This is a genomic window from Paenarthrobacter sp. NPDC089322 (genome assembly GCF_040684895.1).
Classification (GTDB): domain Bacteria; phylum Actinomycetota; class Actinomycetes; order Actinomycetales; family Micrococcaceae; genus Arthrobacter.
Genome location: NZ_JBFBGW010000024.1, coordinates 1 through 13,672, shown reverse-complemented (window position 1 = coordinate 13,672; position 13,672 = coordinate 1). Strand labels below are relative to the sequence as shown.

At 63.5% G+C, this 13,672-nt stretch carries 11 protein-coding genes and 1 tRNA gene; 3 read left to right on the top strand and 9 right to left on the bottom strand.

From position 1 onward, the window contains the following. Positions 1–120: 120 nt before the first annotated feature. Positions 121–762 carry a gamma-glutamyl-gamma-aminobutyrate hydrolase family protein gene (locus tag AB0N65_RS18680; RefSeq protein ID WP_364165112.1) on the top strand — a complete coding sequence of 214 codons (642 nt, stop codon included), beginning with the start codon at positions 121–123 and terminating at the stop codon, positions 760–762. A 9-nt stretch (positions 763–771) separates the two neighbouring features. Here AB0N65_RS18680 and pknB read toward each other — a convergent pair whose 3' ends face one another. The 7 genes from pknB to AB0N65_RS18645 are packed head-to-tail and all read right to left on the bottom strand — an operon-like array spanning position 772 to position 10,440. Next, positions 772–2,688: a Stk1 family PASTA domain-containing Ser/Thr kinase gene (pknB, locus tag AB0N65_RS18675; protein WP_364165109.1), complete on the bottom strand. Its 1,917-nt coding sequence runs from the start codon at positions 2,686–2,688 to the stop codon at positions 772–774. Between the two features lie 10 nt (positions 2,689–2,698). Continuing rightward, positions 2,699–4,540: a protein kinase gene (locus AB0N65_RS18670; protein ID WP_364165106.1), complete on the bottom strand. Its 1,842-nt coding sequence runs from the start codon at positions 4,538–4,540 to the stop codon at positions 2,699–2,701. Further along, positions 4,537–5,994 carry a penicillin-binding protein 2 gene (locus AB0N65_RS18665; RefSeq protein ID WP_364165103.1) on the bottom strand — a complete coding sequence of 486 codons (1,458 nt, stop codon included), beginning with the start codon at positions 5,992–5,994 and terminating at the stop codon, positions 4,537–4,539. Before AB0N65_RS18665 ends, AB0N65_RS18670 begins: the two co-directional genes overlap by 4 nt. Next, on the bottom strand, positions 5,991–7,421 hold the full coding sequence (locus tag AB0N65_RS18660) for an FtsW/RodA/SpoVE family cell cycle protein (protein WP_364165099.1): 1,431 nt from the start codon (positions 7,419–7,421) through the stop codon (positions 5,991–5,993). The genes AB0N65_RS18665 and AB0N65_RS18660 overlap by 4 nt, the downstream gene beginning before the upstream one ends. Beyond that, the gene (locus AB0N65_RS18655) at positions 7,418–9,202 is read right to left on the bottom strand and encodes a protein phosphatase 2C domain-containing protein (RefSeq protein ID WP_364165096.1); all 1,785 of its coding nucleotides are present in this window, start codon (positions 9,200–9,202) and stop codon (positions 7,418–7,420) included. The genes AB0N65_RS18660 and AB0N65_RS18655 overlap by 4 nt, the downstream gene beginning before the upstream one ends. 3 nt (positions 9,203–9,205) lie before the next feature. After that, complete coding sequence (locus AB0N65_RS18650) at positions 9,206–9,685, bottom strand: FHA domain-containing protein (RefSeq protein WP_224095160.1); 480 nt, start codon at positions 9,683–9,685, stop codon at positions 9,206–9,208. 5 nt (positions 9,686–9,690) lie between these two features. Next, positions 9,691–10,440 (bottom strand): DUF3662 and FHA domain-containing protein, encoded by a 750-nt coding sequence (locus AB0N65_RS18645; RefSeq protein WP_364165093.1) that lies wholly within the window; start codon positions 10,438–10,440, stop codon positions 9,691–9,693. Positions 10,441–10,814: 374 nt separating this feature from the next. Here AB0N65_RS18645 and AB0N65_RS18640 point away from each other — a divergent pair. Further along, a tRNA-Leu gene (locus AB0N65_RS18640) sits at positions 10,815–10,897 on the top strand. A 131-nt stretch (positions 10,898–11,028) separates the two neighbouring features. On the opposite strand, the gene AB0N65_RS18635 is transcribed toward AB0N65_RS18640, so the two are convergent. Both AB0N65_RS18635 and AB0N65_RS18630 read right to left on the bottom strand, forming a co-directional pair. Further along, the gene (locus AB0N65_RS18635; protein WP_364165090.1) at positions 11,029–11,727 is read right to left on the bottom strand and encodes a FadR/GntR family transcriptional regulator; all 699 of its coding nucleotides are present in this window, start codon (positions 11,725–11,727) and stop codon (positions 11,029–11,031) included. A gap of 10 nt (positions 11,728–11,737) precedes the next feature. After that, positions 11,738–12,865 (bottom strand): mandelate racemase/muconate lactonizing enzyme family protein, encoded by a 1,128-nt coding sequence (locus AB0N65_RS18630; RefSeq protein WP_364165087.1) that lies wholly within the window; start codon positions 12,863–12,865, stop codon positions 11,738–11,740. Between the two features lie 64 nt (positions 12,866–12,929). On the opposite strand from AB0N65_RS18630, the gene AB0N65_RS18625 reads away from it, so the two are divergent. After that, complete coding sequence (locus AB0N65_RS18625; RefSeq protein ID WP_364165084.1) at positions 12,930–13,535, top strand: SRPBCC family protein; 606 nt, start codon at positions 12,930–12,932, stop codon at positions 13,533–13,535. Positions 13,536–13,672 lie beyond the last annotated feature (137 nt).

Below are 13,672 nucleotides of genomic sequence, written 5' to 3'. Positions count from 1 at the left end.
GATACTGACATCAGTGGTATTGGTTGGCGTAGCCCTGGTCCTGATGGTTCAGTTCCTTTTCCCCTGGTTCTCCCAATTCACCACTTTGACCGACTCAACGATTGGTGCAGCACAGCAGCCATGAGCACTACAAAAATCCTCGTCGTGGACAACTACGACAGCTTCGTTTACACCCTGGTGGGCTACCTGCAGGAACTTGGCGCCGAGACCACCGTTGTCCGCAACGACGACGTCACGCTCGCCGAAGCCAAAGAACTCGCCGCCGCCCGGGACGGCGTCCTGGTCTCGCCCGGTCCCGGTACTCCCGCCGAGGCGGGTGTCTGCATCGACCTCATCAAGTGGTGCGGAGAGGCCATCAAGCCCATGTTCGGCGTCTGCCTTGGCCACCAGGCCCTCGCTGAAGCCTACGGCGGTGTGGTGACGCACGCACCTGAACTCATGCACGGTAAGACTTCTCCCGTCCAGCACCAGGGCAAGAGCGTCTTTGTCGGCTTGCCTTCCCCGGTCACCGCCACGCGCTACCACTCGCTGGCAGCTGTTCGCGACTCCATTCCCGACGTCCTGGAGATTACCGCGGAGACGCCGAACGGCGTCGTGATGGGGCTGCAGCACAAGACCGCCCCGCTCTGCGGCGTGCAGTTCCACCCGGAATCGGTCCTCACCGAGGGCGGCTACCAGATGCTCGGCAACTGGCTTGAGTCCCTTGGAATGAGGGGCGCTGCTGAGCGCGCTTCCAAGCTGAGCCCGCTGATCCAGCACTGAATCCGGGGCTTAGTCCTTCTTGGTGGATGTGGGCTTCGGCGTCGGCGTTTCGGTTGGAGTGGGCGTCGGGCTAGGCGCCGGGGCCTTCGCAACCGTGACGGTGATCGTCTTACCCTGGGCAACCTCGGCATTGTAGGCGTCGCCTTGGGCAGTGACCTTGCCCGGCGTCACCTGCGAGTTTTCCTGCTCGGTTGCAGACATCACCAAGCCGTTCTCCTTCAAGAGTGCCTCGGCTTCCGCTTGGGTCAGGCCTATTAGCTGGGGCACCAGGACCTTGCCCGTGGACACTTGCAGTTCCACCTTGGTGTCGGGTGCGATCGCTCCCCCGGGTGCGGGGCCGGTAGTGATGACTTGGCCGGCCGGGACTGTAGGGCTGTGCGTCAGGACTGTTTCCACAACGCCTGTGATGCCGAGCCGGCGAAGGTACTCACGGGCATCCGACTCAGTACGTCCGGCGATGTCAGCCGGAATGGTTACCGAGCTGGGTCCACTGGAGATGTTGAGGACGACTTCCGCGTTCTCCTCCAGCATGGAACCTGCTGTGGGCGACGTTCCGATCGCCATGTCCTTGGCCACCTTGTCGCTTGCGACGCGGGTGGTTTTCGGTACCAGCTTGGCTGAGTAGAGCTCTTGGAGGGCTTGCGACTCTGACATGTTGGAGACCGAGGGAACGGCCACTTTCGCGGGAGCCGGCGGCGGCGTATTGACCACGCTGTAGATCCAGAATCCGGCGCCTGCCAGGACCAGGATCGTGAAGATCACCAGGGTTGCGGCCCAAGCACGACGGCGGGACTTCTGGCGGGGGGTCCGCTCACGTTCCGGTGGGAGGCCAAGCGGCAGAGGTTCGTCCTGCTGTTCCGCAAAGGGCTCCCCGTTGTACTGGCTGGTGTCCTCATCGTTGACCTGGTCGACATCGAGGAAACCCACGGCGGTAGCGCTTAGTATCTGCGTCGCGGGGTCGTCCGAGGCGATGAGGTCGTTGGGGTCAGTCGAAGCCTCACTTGCAGGGACCGCGGGAACGGGGATGCCGTTGCTCGCAGCCCTGAGGGCGCGTCGGAACGCGGCGGCGTCCTGGAAACGGTCCGTCCGGCTCTTCTGGAGGGCTTTAATGAGCACTGAGTCGAGGGCCTCGGAAACCTCGGGATTGTGCGTGCTGGCAAGGTCCGGTGTCTCGCGGACGTGCTGGTACGCCACCGACACGGGGCTGTCGCCAACGAACGGTGGCCGACTGGTCAGCAGTTCGTAGAGGAGGCAGCCTGCGGAGTAGAGGTCACTGCGGGCGTCCACGGTCTCTCCACGCGCTTGCTCCGGTGAAAGGTACTGGGCAGTTCCAACCACGGCCTGTGTCTGTGTCATGGTGGCCGCCGAATCGGCCATCGCCCTGGCAATGCCGAAGTCCATGACCTTGACCTCGCCGGTGTCGGCGCACACCATGACGTTGGCCGGCTTGATGTCCCGGTGCACGATTCCTGCCCGGTGGCTGTATTCCAAGGCTGACAGGACGCCCAAGGTGTAGCCGATGGAATCCTCGACGCCCAACTCCTGCGCCTTGATCATGTCCCGCAGGGTCCGGCCAGCAACGAACTCCATCACGATGTACGGGACACGCACGTCCTCTGCCGGGCCACCGGGAACCGAGTATTCCCCAGTATCGAAGATGGCCACGATGGAGGCGTGGTTCAGCGACGCGACAGCCTGGGCCTCACGTTTGAAACGCGCCTGGAACTGGGGATCACGGGCCAGATCCGCCCGCAGCACCTTGACCGCGATGGTCCGTCCCAGCAGGGTGTCTGTTCCGCGGTAAACGTCCGCCATGCCGCCACGACCGATGAGATCACCGAGTTCGTAGCGACCATTGAGGATGCGCTGTTCAGACACAGACGTGCTTTCCTCTCGGTGCGCGGGACCGGGTCGTGACGTTGACATGACAGGCTACTTAGTTGCTCGGGCGGCCGGTGGGGCTGCCGGTGGACGTGGCGGGACTGGTGGGACCAGTCGCCTTGGACAGGAAATAGGTCACCGTGGAACCTTCCTCTACTTCGGTTCCGACTGCAGGAGAAGACCGTACGAAGGTTCCCGGCGCCTGGCCGACCGCTCCATTTACTGGATCGCCGGGGATCCACCGGAGACCGGCCCCTTCCAAAGCTGCCCGTACCTGGGTTTCGCTGGCGCCAGCGGCAATGTTCGGAACGGTCACCGTGGCAGGCGTCTGCGGACCCTTGGAGTACTGGACCGTGATAGTGATTCCCGGGTCGACAAGGCCCGAGGGATTCAAGCTGATGACGTCGCCAACCGGTGCAGCGTTGAAGACTTCCTGCCCGTCCACTCCAAATCCAAGCGCACGCAGTTCGGCGGCGACGGTTTCGAACGGCCTGCCCTGATACTGCTCCGGAATCAGGTTGATCTTCTCCGGCGTGGACTGCGTCGGCGTGGGAGTTGGCGTCTGCGAGGTTTGCGTCGGCGTGGGTGTAGCCGACGTCGACGTTGGACTTGCTGTCCGGCTGGTGCTCGTCGAAGTCTCGCTCGGGCCGGGGCTTGGCGAGAAGAAGCCGGACTGCGAAATCAGGAAACCGACAAGCGCGAACAGCACCAGCAGGATCAGGGCCACGAGCGGCCATGTCCACGGGCTGCGCTTCTTGCGCTCGGGTTCGGGATCGTCGTAGTTGTCGTCCTCGCTGTAGATCGTAGCTTCGTCGTCGTTCAGCTGGCGCTCGGCCTCCAACGCGTTTGCGCGCGTGAGCGGGTTGTCGGCGGCCGCGGCAGCGGCTCCAACAGCAGCCCCGGCTGCGCCGGCGCCGACGACCGGAAGTGCGGAGGTCGCCGTCGTCGAGTGCTCCTTGCCAAAAGGCGAGGTTACGACGCCGGTGGGTGCCGTTGCGGTGTTGACCGCCTCCGTGACGGCGCCAGTGGAGCCTTCGAAGAGCAGCATCCCGGGAACGGCCGCGTGTGCGGTGGCGATGTCGCCGTTGCGGATGGCCTCGGCGGCCTCGGCCAGCTTGATGGCGTTGGCGGGACGGTTCTTGGGATCCTTGGCCAGCATGGACATCAACAGCGCCCGGACAGGCATGGGAAGCGTCTCCGGGAGCGGTGGCGGAGCGTCGTTGACCTGGGCGAGGGCAATGGCAATCTGCGACTCACCGGAGAACGGACGGTGGCCACTAAGGCACTCGTAGCCGATCACGCCCAAGGAGTAGATGTCCGAGGAGCCGGTGGCCGTCTGGCCTGTAGCCTGTTCCGGAGCGAGGTACTGGGCGGTGCCCATGACCTGCCCGGTTTGCGTCAGCGGCACCTGGTCGGCCAGTCGGGCGATGCCGAAGTCAGTGACTTTTACCCGGTTGTCGGGGGTGATCAACAGGTTGCCGGGCTTGATGTCGCGGTGTACCAGACCCTGGGCGTGGGCCACAGCCAAGGCGCGGGCCGTTTGGGCAATGATGGACAGCGTCATGTCCGGGGACAGGACTTGTTCGCGCTCGAGAATGCCGCTCAGGGGGTGGCCGGGGACGAGTTCCATGACCAGGTATGCGGAGCCGGCTTCCTCGCCGTAGTCGAAGACGTTCGCGATGCCGACGTGGTTGAGGAGGGCGGTGTGGCGTGCTTCGGCGCGGAAGCGCTGAAGGAATCCGGGGTCGCCCGTATATTCCTCCTTGAGCACCTTGATGGCAACAATCCGGCCCAGGATCTGGTCCTTGGCCTTCCAGACTTCGCCCATGCCACCAATCGCAATGCGACTGGTCAGCTGGAACCTGCCGCCGAGTGTGATTCCTGAAGTAGGTCTCACTTATTCAACACCGCCTCAAAAATCTTCTTTGCGTTCGGACTGGTTAGCTTGGCCCCGGTGACCACATCCACACCTTCCATGACGATGGTGACGGCCACTTGCGGGTCGTTCGCCGGGGCGAACCCGGTGAACCATGAGTTGTTCAAACCTGAATCTCCGAGCTCGGCGGTGCCGGTCTTGCCGGCTACCTGGACTCCCGGAACGGCAGCTCCGTTGGCGATGCCGTTGGAGACAGCGCTGCTCATCCACTCGGTGATCTGGCTTGCGATCGGTTCGGTGGTGCTGGTGCGCAATGCCTCGGGCTTGGCTTCGCTGATGACGCGAAGGTCGGGAGCACGGACGGTCTTGACCAGGTTCGGCTTCATCTGCACACCGCCATTGGCGATGGCTGCAGTCATCAGGTTGATCTGCAGCGGTGTGGCCTTGACGTCGCGCTGGCCAACGGAAGACTGTGCGAGCTGGGCCTGGTCCAGGTCCTGCGGGAAAACACTGACGGCTTGCTGGAGCTTGAGCTGATCCCCGAAGTTCTCGCCGAAGCCGAATTTCTCCGCCTGCTCACGGATGGCGTCCTGGCCGAGGTCCAGCGCGATGCTGGCGAACGGCGTGTTGCAGGACTGCTCCAAGGCGAAGGAGAAGGATGCAGTTTCGCGGACGTTGCAGTTACCGCCCGCGTAGTTGGGCAGGCTCGCACTGGAACCGGGCAAAGGCAGGCTGCTGGGGTTCGGCAACTCGCTGTCTTTGTTGTACTTGCCCGAATTCAAGGCCGCGGCGGTATCGATGAGCTTGAACACCGAACCGGGAGACAAAAGGTTGCCGGTGGGGCCGCTGACGTTCTGGTTGAGGTTGATTCCGGGAATCTGGTTCAGCTCGGAGTAATTGGCCTGCGCAGCCGCGGTGTCATGCGTAGCGATCAGGTTGGGATCGTACGACGGCTTGGAAACCATGGCCAGGATGGCACCGGTCTTCGGGTTTGTCACCACGATCGAGCCTCGCTGGCCGTCGGGGATGATGTCGTAGGCAAGCTGCTGAATGGCAGGATCCAGAGTCAGCTCCACTGATGCACCCTTGGGCTCGTTGCCCAGGAACATCTGGCTGAGACGGTCCAGGAAGAGCTGGTCCGAGTTGCCCGCCAGGGTCTCGCCCATGGACTGTTCCAGTCCCGTGGAACCAAAGCCCCTGGAGAAGTAGCCCGTGACGCCGGCGTATAGCTCGGGCTGGGTGTACTTCCGCTGGAAAGCGCAGGACTCGGTTCCGGGGACGGACTCCGCAATGGGCTTTCCGGCCACGATGATTGCGCCGCGATCGTTGCAGAACGTGGCCAGGATGGCTCGCTGGTTCCAGGGGTTGGCGTTGAGGTCGTCCGCTCCTATGACCTGGACGTAGCTGATGGCGCCGAAGATCAACGCGAACATGGCGACGGCAGCCATCCACGAACTTCTGATTGCCTGGTTCACTGTTGCTTCACCGCCTCCGTTGGTGCGCCTGCTTTAGGGGTATGGAACGGCTTACGCGCCGCCGGGGTGCTGCTGGTGGCCGGGGGTTTATTGACCATGGGCGTCGTGTCCACCGGCCCACGTGCAGTGTTGGAAATCATCAGGAGCAAACCGACGATGATCCAGTTGGCCAGGAGCGACGAACCACCCGCCGCCAGGAAGGGCGTGGTGAGTCCGGTCAGCGGGATCAGCCGGGTCACGCCGCCGATAACCACAAAGCACTGCAGCGCGATAGCGAAGGACAGGCCGCATGCCAGCAGCTTGCCGAAAGCGTCCCGGGTTCCCAGTGCTGCCCGGAAACCCCTGGTGAAGAGCAGCAAGTAGAGCATCACGACGGCAAAGAGGCCAATAAGGCCCAGTTCCTCACCGATGAGCGCCACGATCATGTCGCTGTTGGCAAACGGGACCAGGTCCGGCCGGCCCTGTCCCAGGCCCGTGCCCACCAGTCCGCCGTCAGCCATGCCGAACAATCCCTGCACGATCTGGCCGCTGCCGCCCGGGGACCTGCCGAAGACCTCCGGGGTGAAGGCGTTGATCCAGCTGTCGATGCGGAAGGCAACGTGGGAGAAGATCCGCGAGGCAATGAAGCCCCCGCCGAGAATCAGGCTGACGCCGATGACGACCCAGGAGATACGGCTCGTGGCCACGTAGATCATCACGATGAACAAGCCGAAGAAGAGGATGGAAGAACCGAGGTCGCGCTGGAAGACCAGGACGCCGATGCTCACCAGCCATGCCGTGATCATGGGGCCGAGGTCCTTGAAGCGCGGGAACTGCATGGGCCCGATCTTGCGTCCTGCCAGCAGGATGAGATCACGGTTGGACGATAGATAACCCGCAAAGAATATAGCCAGGGTGATCTTCGCGATTTCGCCCGGTTGGAATGTCATGGGTCCAACACGGATCCACACCCGTGCGCCAAGGATCTCGCCCGCGGAGATGCCGGGAATCAGGGGGAGGATCAGCAGGAACGCACTTGCAGCCAGCGAAATGTACGTGAAGCGACGAAGGATGCGGTGGTCCTTGAGGAACCAGATCACCGCGATGGAGACTGCCATGGCGATGAGGGTCCATCGGAGCTGGTTGTTGCCGGTGTCGTCGGCGGGACCGTCCATGCGGTGGATGAGCGCGAGGCCAAGTCCGTTCAGCGCCACCACAATCGGAAGTATTACCGGATCCGCATACTTTGCCCGCAGGCGGAGGACGATGTGGAAAGCGAAAGCCGCAACTGCAAGGAGGCTCGATTGGAACCAGAAGTCCCGATCCAATCCGCTGTCCGAGTTGATGCTGACCAAGGCACTCGCGCCGATACCGACGGCGAGGGCCAGGACGATGAGGACCAGCTCAACGTTGCGGCGCGGCTTCATGGTTGTTTCTGTCTGGATCATTCTGCCGCCTCACAGGGAGTCGGGACGGGCGAGGGAGTAGGTTCGGGGCTGGCAACGGCCGCGGTACTCGGAATGGCCACGCTCGTGCTGGGGGAAGAAGTGGGCGTAGGTGAAGTTGTCGCTGCCGGGCCTGCAGACGGGCTGACGCTCGCGGTGGGCGCGGGGGCTGTAGCTGAGCCGTTGGGGGCGGCCGTCGAGGACGTCGTGGGGCACACTCCTGACGTGCTGCCGTAGTTCTTGAGGTTCTCGACAATGCGCTGGGCGTCGTCGAGGTCCCCGGCAGGAACAGTCTGGCGGACGCTCTGTTGGCCATATTCGGGGAGCGATTCCACACGGAGATCGGTCACGGCTTCGAGTCGGGACAACTGAATAGGGCCAAGACGTTGCGAGATGCCATTGAAGATGGCCACGCGCTGATCAAACTCACCCACGTAGTAGCGGGTCTGGGTCCACGCGTAGCCGAGCCAGAGGCCCACCACTACACCAAGGACAACCACAGCCGCTACGGCCGGCATGAGCCAGCGCACGCGGCGCCTTGGAGGCTCTTCCAGTTCCAGCCGGTCCTGTTCGGCCTTGTGCGTCAGAACGGTGGCGGCGCGGCGGGCAACCGTGCGCCCGGCGACAGTAGGAATGGACCCGGTTTCGGCGGCGGTCGCTGCGGCACCCACCAGCTCATGAGGCCGGCTGGCCAGCTCTTCGCGCAGCACTTCCGCGGACAAATGCTCGCCCAAGTGGGGGTCTGTGGTGACTGGGGGCTCGGTGGGGGACTCGGCCTCTTCCGCACCTTCAGTTTTCCCGGAGTGCTCGTCCTTGGCCTTAAGGGGTACTACGGTCCCGTCTTCCTTGACGGCCTTTTCGGGAGCCGTTGCCTTGAGCTCGCCCGGGGTCGCGTCTGCCGCCTTGGTTGCGGAAGGGCCTTCCGTTGCTTTTGCGGCTTCCGGTTTCGGCTCGTCCAGCGCGGCAAGCGCCGCGGGCGGAACGACGTCGACGGCGGCCGTGTTGACGTCGTCGTCGGTCTCTTCAGCGATCTCAAGCATCACCACGGTGACGTTATCCGGGGCGCCGGCTTCCAAGGTGAGATCCACCAGGGTTTCCACGCATTCGCGGAGGTCCTTGATTTCGCGGACTTTGCGTTCGACGACGTGGCCGGCCACATAGTTCAGGCCGTCCGAGCACAGGAGCCAGCGTTCCCCGGGTTCAACGTCCAGGACATCCAGGTCAAGCTCCGGGCTGGCATCGACGTCGCCCAGGACGCGCATGAGGACGTTCTTGTGGGGATGCGTTTCAGCTTCTTCGGGGCGGAGCCGGCCTTCATCGATGAGCCGTTGGACGAACGTATGGTCGATGCTGACTTGCTCGAACTTCTTGTTGCGCAGGCGGTAGGCGCGGGAGTCGCCGATGTGCGCGAAGTGAAGCTTACGGCCCTCGAGCAGCAGCGCCGTGACCGTGGTTCCCATGCCGGAGAGCTTGGGATTCTGGTGGACGAGCTCCGAGAGAAGTGAATTCGCGGTTTGAATCTCGTCGGCAAGGACGGTGTCGGCGCCGTCCGGGTAATCGTCGTGGTCCAGGTGGATCATGTCCAGCACTGTGGAGGCTGAGGCAACATCGCCGCCCGCGTGACCGCCCATGCCGTCGGCCACGACCGCAAGATGGCGACCCACATAAGCGGAGTCGTCATTCTTGGAGCGGATCCTGCCGACGTCGGACCGCGCGGCGTAGCGCATTATGAGTGGGCGCTCCGCGGGCGTTTCCTTGCCTTCGGGGGTCTCGGGGGAGGCCATGGACTACGGCCTCAATTCAATGACCGTCTTGCCGATTCTCACGGGAACGCCAAGCTCAACCGGCAGGGCACGGGTGAGCTGTTGGTCGGCCAGGTAGGTGCCATTGGTGGAGCCGAGGTCCTCGATGAACCAGCGGCTGCCCTGGGGGAACAGGCGTGCATGGCGGCCTGAAGCGTAATCGTCTTCCAGGACCAGTGTGGCTTCCTGCGCGCGGCCCAGCAGGATGGGGCTGGCCGCCAAGGGCAGCGTGGTGCCCTTCAGCGGGCCCTCAGTGACCACGAGGTTGCGGGCATGCTGGATGGCCGGCGGCGGGGAAGCTGCCAGTTCAGGGTGCTTCCGGACCTCGCGCGCCGTGGGCGCTCCCGTGACTGCTTTACGGCCGATCTGGAAGTCGCGGCGCATGGTGGACACGATGCTGAAGATCAAGACCCACAGCAACAGGAGGAAACCGAAGCGAAGAGCTGTGATGGTCAGTTCGCTGATGTCGTTCACGCGTGGCCACCCGGGGTCTGGGGGAGGAGGCGGAAAATAATCTTGGTACGTCCCATCGTGATGGTTGAGCCGTCAGTGAGCTCCACGCTGCCGTCCACTTTATGTCCGTTGACATAGCTGCCGTTGGTAGAGCCCAGGTCAACGGCCCACGTAGTGCCGTTCTGGGTGCGGACCTCAAGGTGCTTCCTGGAAACACCGGTGTCATCCACCAGGATGTCCGCTTCCGAGGAGCGGCCCAGAACAACCGACTGGGCGTTGAGGGAATACCGCTGGCCGCCGATGTCCAGGACAGGCTGGAGGCGGGTGGGCTGCCGGGCAGGTGCGGCTGGAACATTGGCCCTGGGGGGCGGCGGAGCCGAGCGGGCGTTATCGGACGACTTCTCGGTCCTCGAAGTGATTTCGAAGTGCCCGGTGCGCTCTTCATCATTGCGACGGAAGGAGATCCGGACCGGGCCCTGGAGCGTGTAGCCCTGGCTCCGAACGTGCTGGATCACGACGTCACACAGTTCCTCGGCCAACGGAGTTCCCCACTCCTGGGCGCGGGCGAAGTCGTCGCCGCTGAGAAGGACATCGAAGACGTTGGGAGCCAAGGTGCGCCCGGCTGCGATGGTGATGGACTGGTTGTCCAGCTCGCGCCTTAGCTTGCTCGCTATCTCCACTGGTTCAACACGTGCCCGCGACCCTGTGGAGAAGACATTGCGGACGGCCTTTTCAATGCCGCGCTCGACTTTGTCCAGCAAACCCATGGTCCTTCTCCTTTCCTTGCCGCGGCACGGTTGTGCCTGGTCCGATAGTCCGTTCTGCGACCCGTCTGCGCACACAGCGAAGTGAGCGCCGAACGGCCCTTCCACTTCCCGATACTACTGGGAGTGTCTGGGAATGGCCTTAATCCACAACGCCTTACGACGTGGAAAAGTTCGGTTCCGGCCCGTCATGACGGGCGAGCCGGGGGATGAAATTTCCGGGTTGTTAAGGAGTTGTTCCGTCCCCTCGGAGGGGCTGTTGGGCGCCTGCTACCACTCGATTGGTGTTTTGCCCGGCATGTCCGTTATGCTTGATCTCGCTGCTTTTGAAGGGATGGAAGCCGGGAGGCCGGTGGAATGCCTGCAAAAGAAGTTGCGCGCGAGTGGCGGAACGGCAGACGCGCTGGCTTCAGGTGCCAGTATCCGAAAGGGTGTGGGGGTTCAAATCCCCCCTCGCGCACGCAAATGGAAAGAGCCCCGGTCTTAGGATCGGGGCTCTTTTGTTATTTCCCCAACTGAGTCGCATTTGTGCGCGTTTTGAGCGCTCAAAACGCGCACAAATGCGACCTAGTTGGGCTGCGGAGCGGGAGGTCAGCCGCGCGCAGCCCCTTTGTACCGGCGTCGTGAGTTGCTCAAGTGGAGGCGCATCGCTGCAGCGGCAGCGGCTGGGTCGGACTCGGCGATGGCTGCGTAGATAGAGGAATGCTCGTGGACCACTTGCTCGAAGCGTTCGCGGGAGTCCTCTTCCTCGCTTGTGACTAGGCGCGGCCGGGGCATGGTGATCATTGTTTGGCCGAGCGCGGTGATGCAGTCCGTATAGAAGGGATTGCCGGTGGCGGCGGCCACGGCGCGGTGGAACTCGTAATCCGCCTTCATGGCATGTGCGGGATGGCCGGAACTGGCCGTGAACTGCTCCAAGGCACCGTGGACGGCCTTCAATTGCCGTTCGCTTCGGTTTTGGGCCGCCAGGGCGGCGGCCTCAGTCTCGACGCCGATACGAAAGTCGAGCATCTGCAGCCGGTCCTCCGCGCTGGACACCGGTCGCGTTCCCGGAGCTTGCGTTGGGCCGTCCGCTGGCGGGGTCAGCGCAAAGCTGCCCCGCCCGCGTTCGGTTTCCACGAGTCCCTCGGCCTGCAAGCGGGTCAGGGCGGAGCGGACCACTGTCCTGCTGACGCCGTATTCGCTGATGAGGGTGTTTTCGCTGGGGAGCTTCTCACCTGGCTGGATGGCGCCGTCGACGATGCGGTTGCGGAGGTCGGCGGCGAGGTCCGTGGTCAGGTTTCGGCTCATGGGTTCAAGATTACGCGCCGAATTCCACGGATTCGGTGGTCCAGGCGCGGGCCTGCTCGCTCAAGGTGACGCCCAAACCGGGGCGGTCCGGGACGATCATGCGGCCGTTCTTGGTCTCCAGGCGCTCCTCGAACAGCGGGTCCAGCCAGTCGAAGTGCTCCACCCACGGTTCGCGGGGGTAGGCGGCGGCGAGGTGCAGGTGGATTTCCATGGCGAAGTGCGGTGCGAGGCCGAGTCCGCGTTCATCGGCGAGGGCCGCGAGGCGCAGGAACTGGGTGATGCCGCCGACGCGGGGTGCGTCCGGCTGGATGATGTCGCAGCTGTTGGCGTTGATGAGGCCCTTGTGTTCGGCGACCGAGGCGAGCATTTCGCCGGTGGCGATGGGCGTATCCAGGACCTGGGCCAGATGTGCGTGGCCTTCGAAGTCGTAGGCGTCCAGCGGCTCTTCGATCCAGATGAGGTTGAATTCCTCGAGTTGGCGGCCCATGCGCAGGGCGGTGGCGCGGTCCCACTGCTGGTTGGCGTCCACCATAAGTGGCACGTCCCAGCCGATGTGCTCGCGGATTCCGGCGACGCGGCGGAGGTCTTCCTTGCTGTCCGGCAGGCCGACCTTGATCTTGATGCCGCCGATGCCGTCCTCGATCGATTGCGTGGCGCGTGCCTTGACCTCGTCCAGGGTGGCGTTGAGGAAGCCGCCGGAGGTGTTGTAAGTCTGCACGGAGTCGCGGTAGGAGCCGAGCAACTTTGCCAGCGGGAGGCCGGCGCGCTTGGCCTTGAGGTCGTAGAGGGCGATGTCGATGGCGGCCAGCGCCTGGGTTGCGACGCCTGAGCGGCCCACGGAGGCGCCGGCCCAGAGGAGCTTGGTGTAGATCTTGCCAATGTCGTTGGGGTCCTCGCCGATAATCCCCTCTGCGACTTCCTTGGCGTGGGCGTACTGGGCGGGACCGCCGGCGCGCTTGGAGTAGCTGAAGCCGATGCCGCTGTGGCCCTGTTCCGTGGTGATCTCGGCGAACAGGAACACGACCTCGGTCATCGGCTTCTGGCGGCCGGTGAAGACTTTGGCGTCGCTGATGGGTGCGGTGAGGGGCAGTCGGGCTGTGGACAGTTTGACGTGCCGGATCAGGTCTACGGTGCTCATGGGTTCTCCTAAGTGGTGGGGCTGTTACTTAGGATACAAGTTAGATACTTGTTGTACAAGAGGGATGGCGGCTTCACGACGGCGGCAAGACCGCCTCGGAGATGAGGCACCATCCACATCCAGCTCATTGACACTGTTGGGCGCGGGGTCCAAGCTGGCGCTGTACTTGGCTTTCGGCGTCGCCCAGCCCGGGCAAAACGGCTTGTCGAAGGAGGCTCCCGTGCCGGAAGTGGAAGAAAGTGTCGTCGTTGCCAGACCGCAACGGGAGGTCTTTGACCTTCTGGCTAAGTTCGAGAGTCTCGCTCTCTACGATCCCTTCGTTATGGCGTCGGCTCAGGTGGGGGATGGTCCGGTGGGACTGGGCACGCGGGGACGAGGCACCAGCCGGTACATGGGCAAGTCGTCCGACTGGGTAATGGAGTATGTGGAGTACGAGCCTCCCCGGAGGATGGTTGCCCGCTCGGTTGAAGGAAATCGCGACGTCACCGTGACGTTCGAATGTGAACCGCTCGACGGCGGCACTCGGGTCACGGAGCGCATCGAAGTCAGGTCGGGGCTGGGACTTTTGGACAAGGTACCCGCCCGGTTCGTGAACCTGATTTTGGGCCGGTCACTCCGGAGAAACCTCAAGAACCTGGCGGCCTGGCTGGAATCACATCCCACGACGTGACGCCCCACCGATGAGTTCTTCGGCATATGGCTCTGGCGATTCGGTCTTTTAGTTGAGTGGAAGTCCGAAGGGGTAGGTGTGGCCCGTTGTGTTCATGGACTTGAATGGTCCCTCGCATTTTCCCGATATCGCCGAGC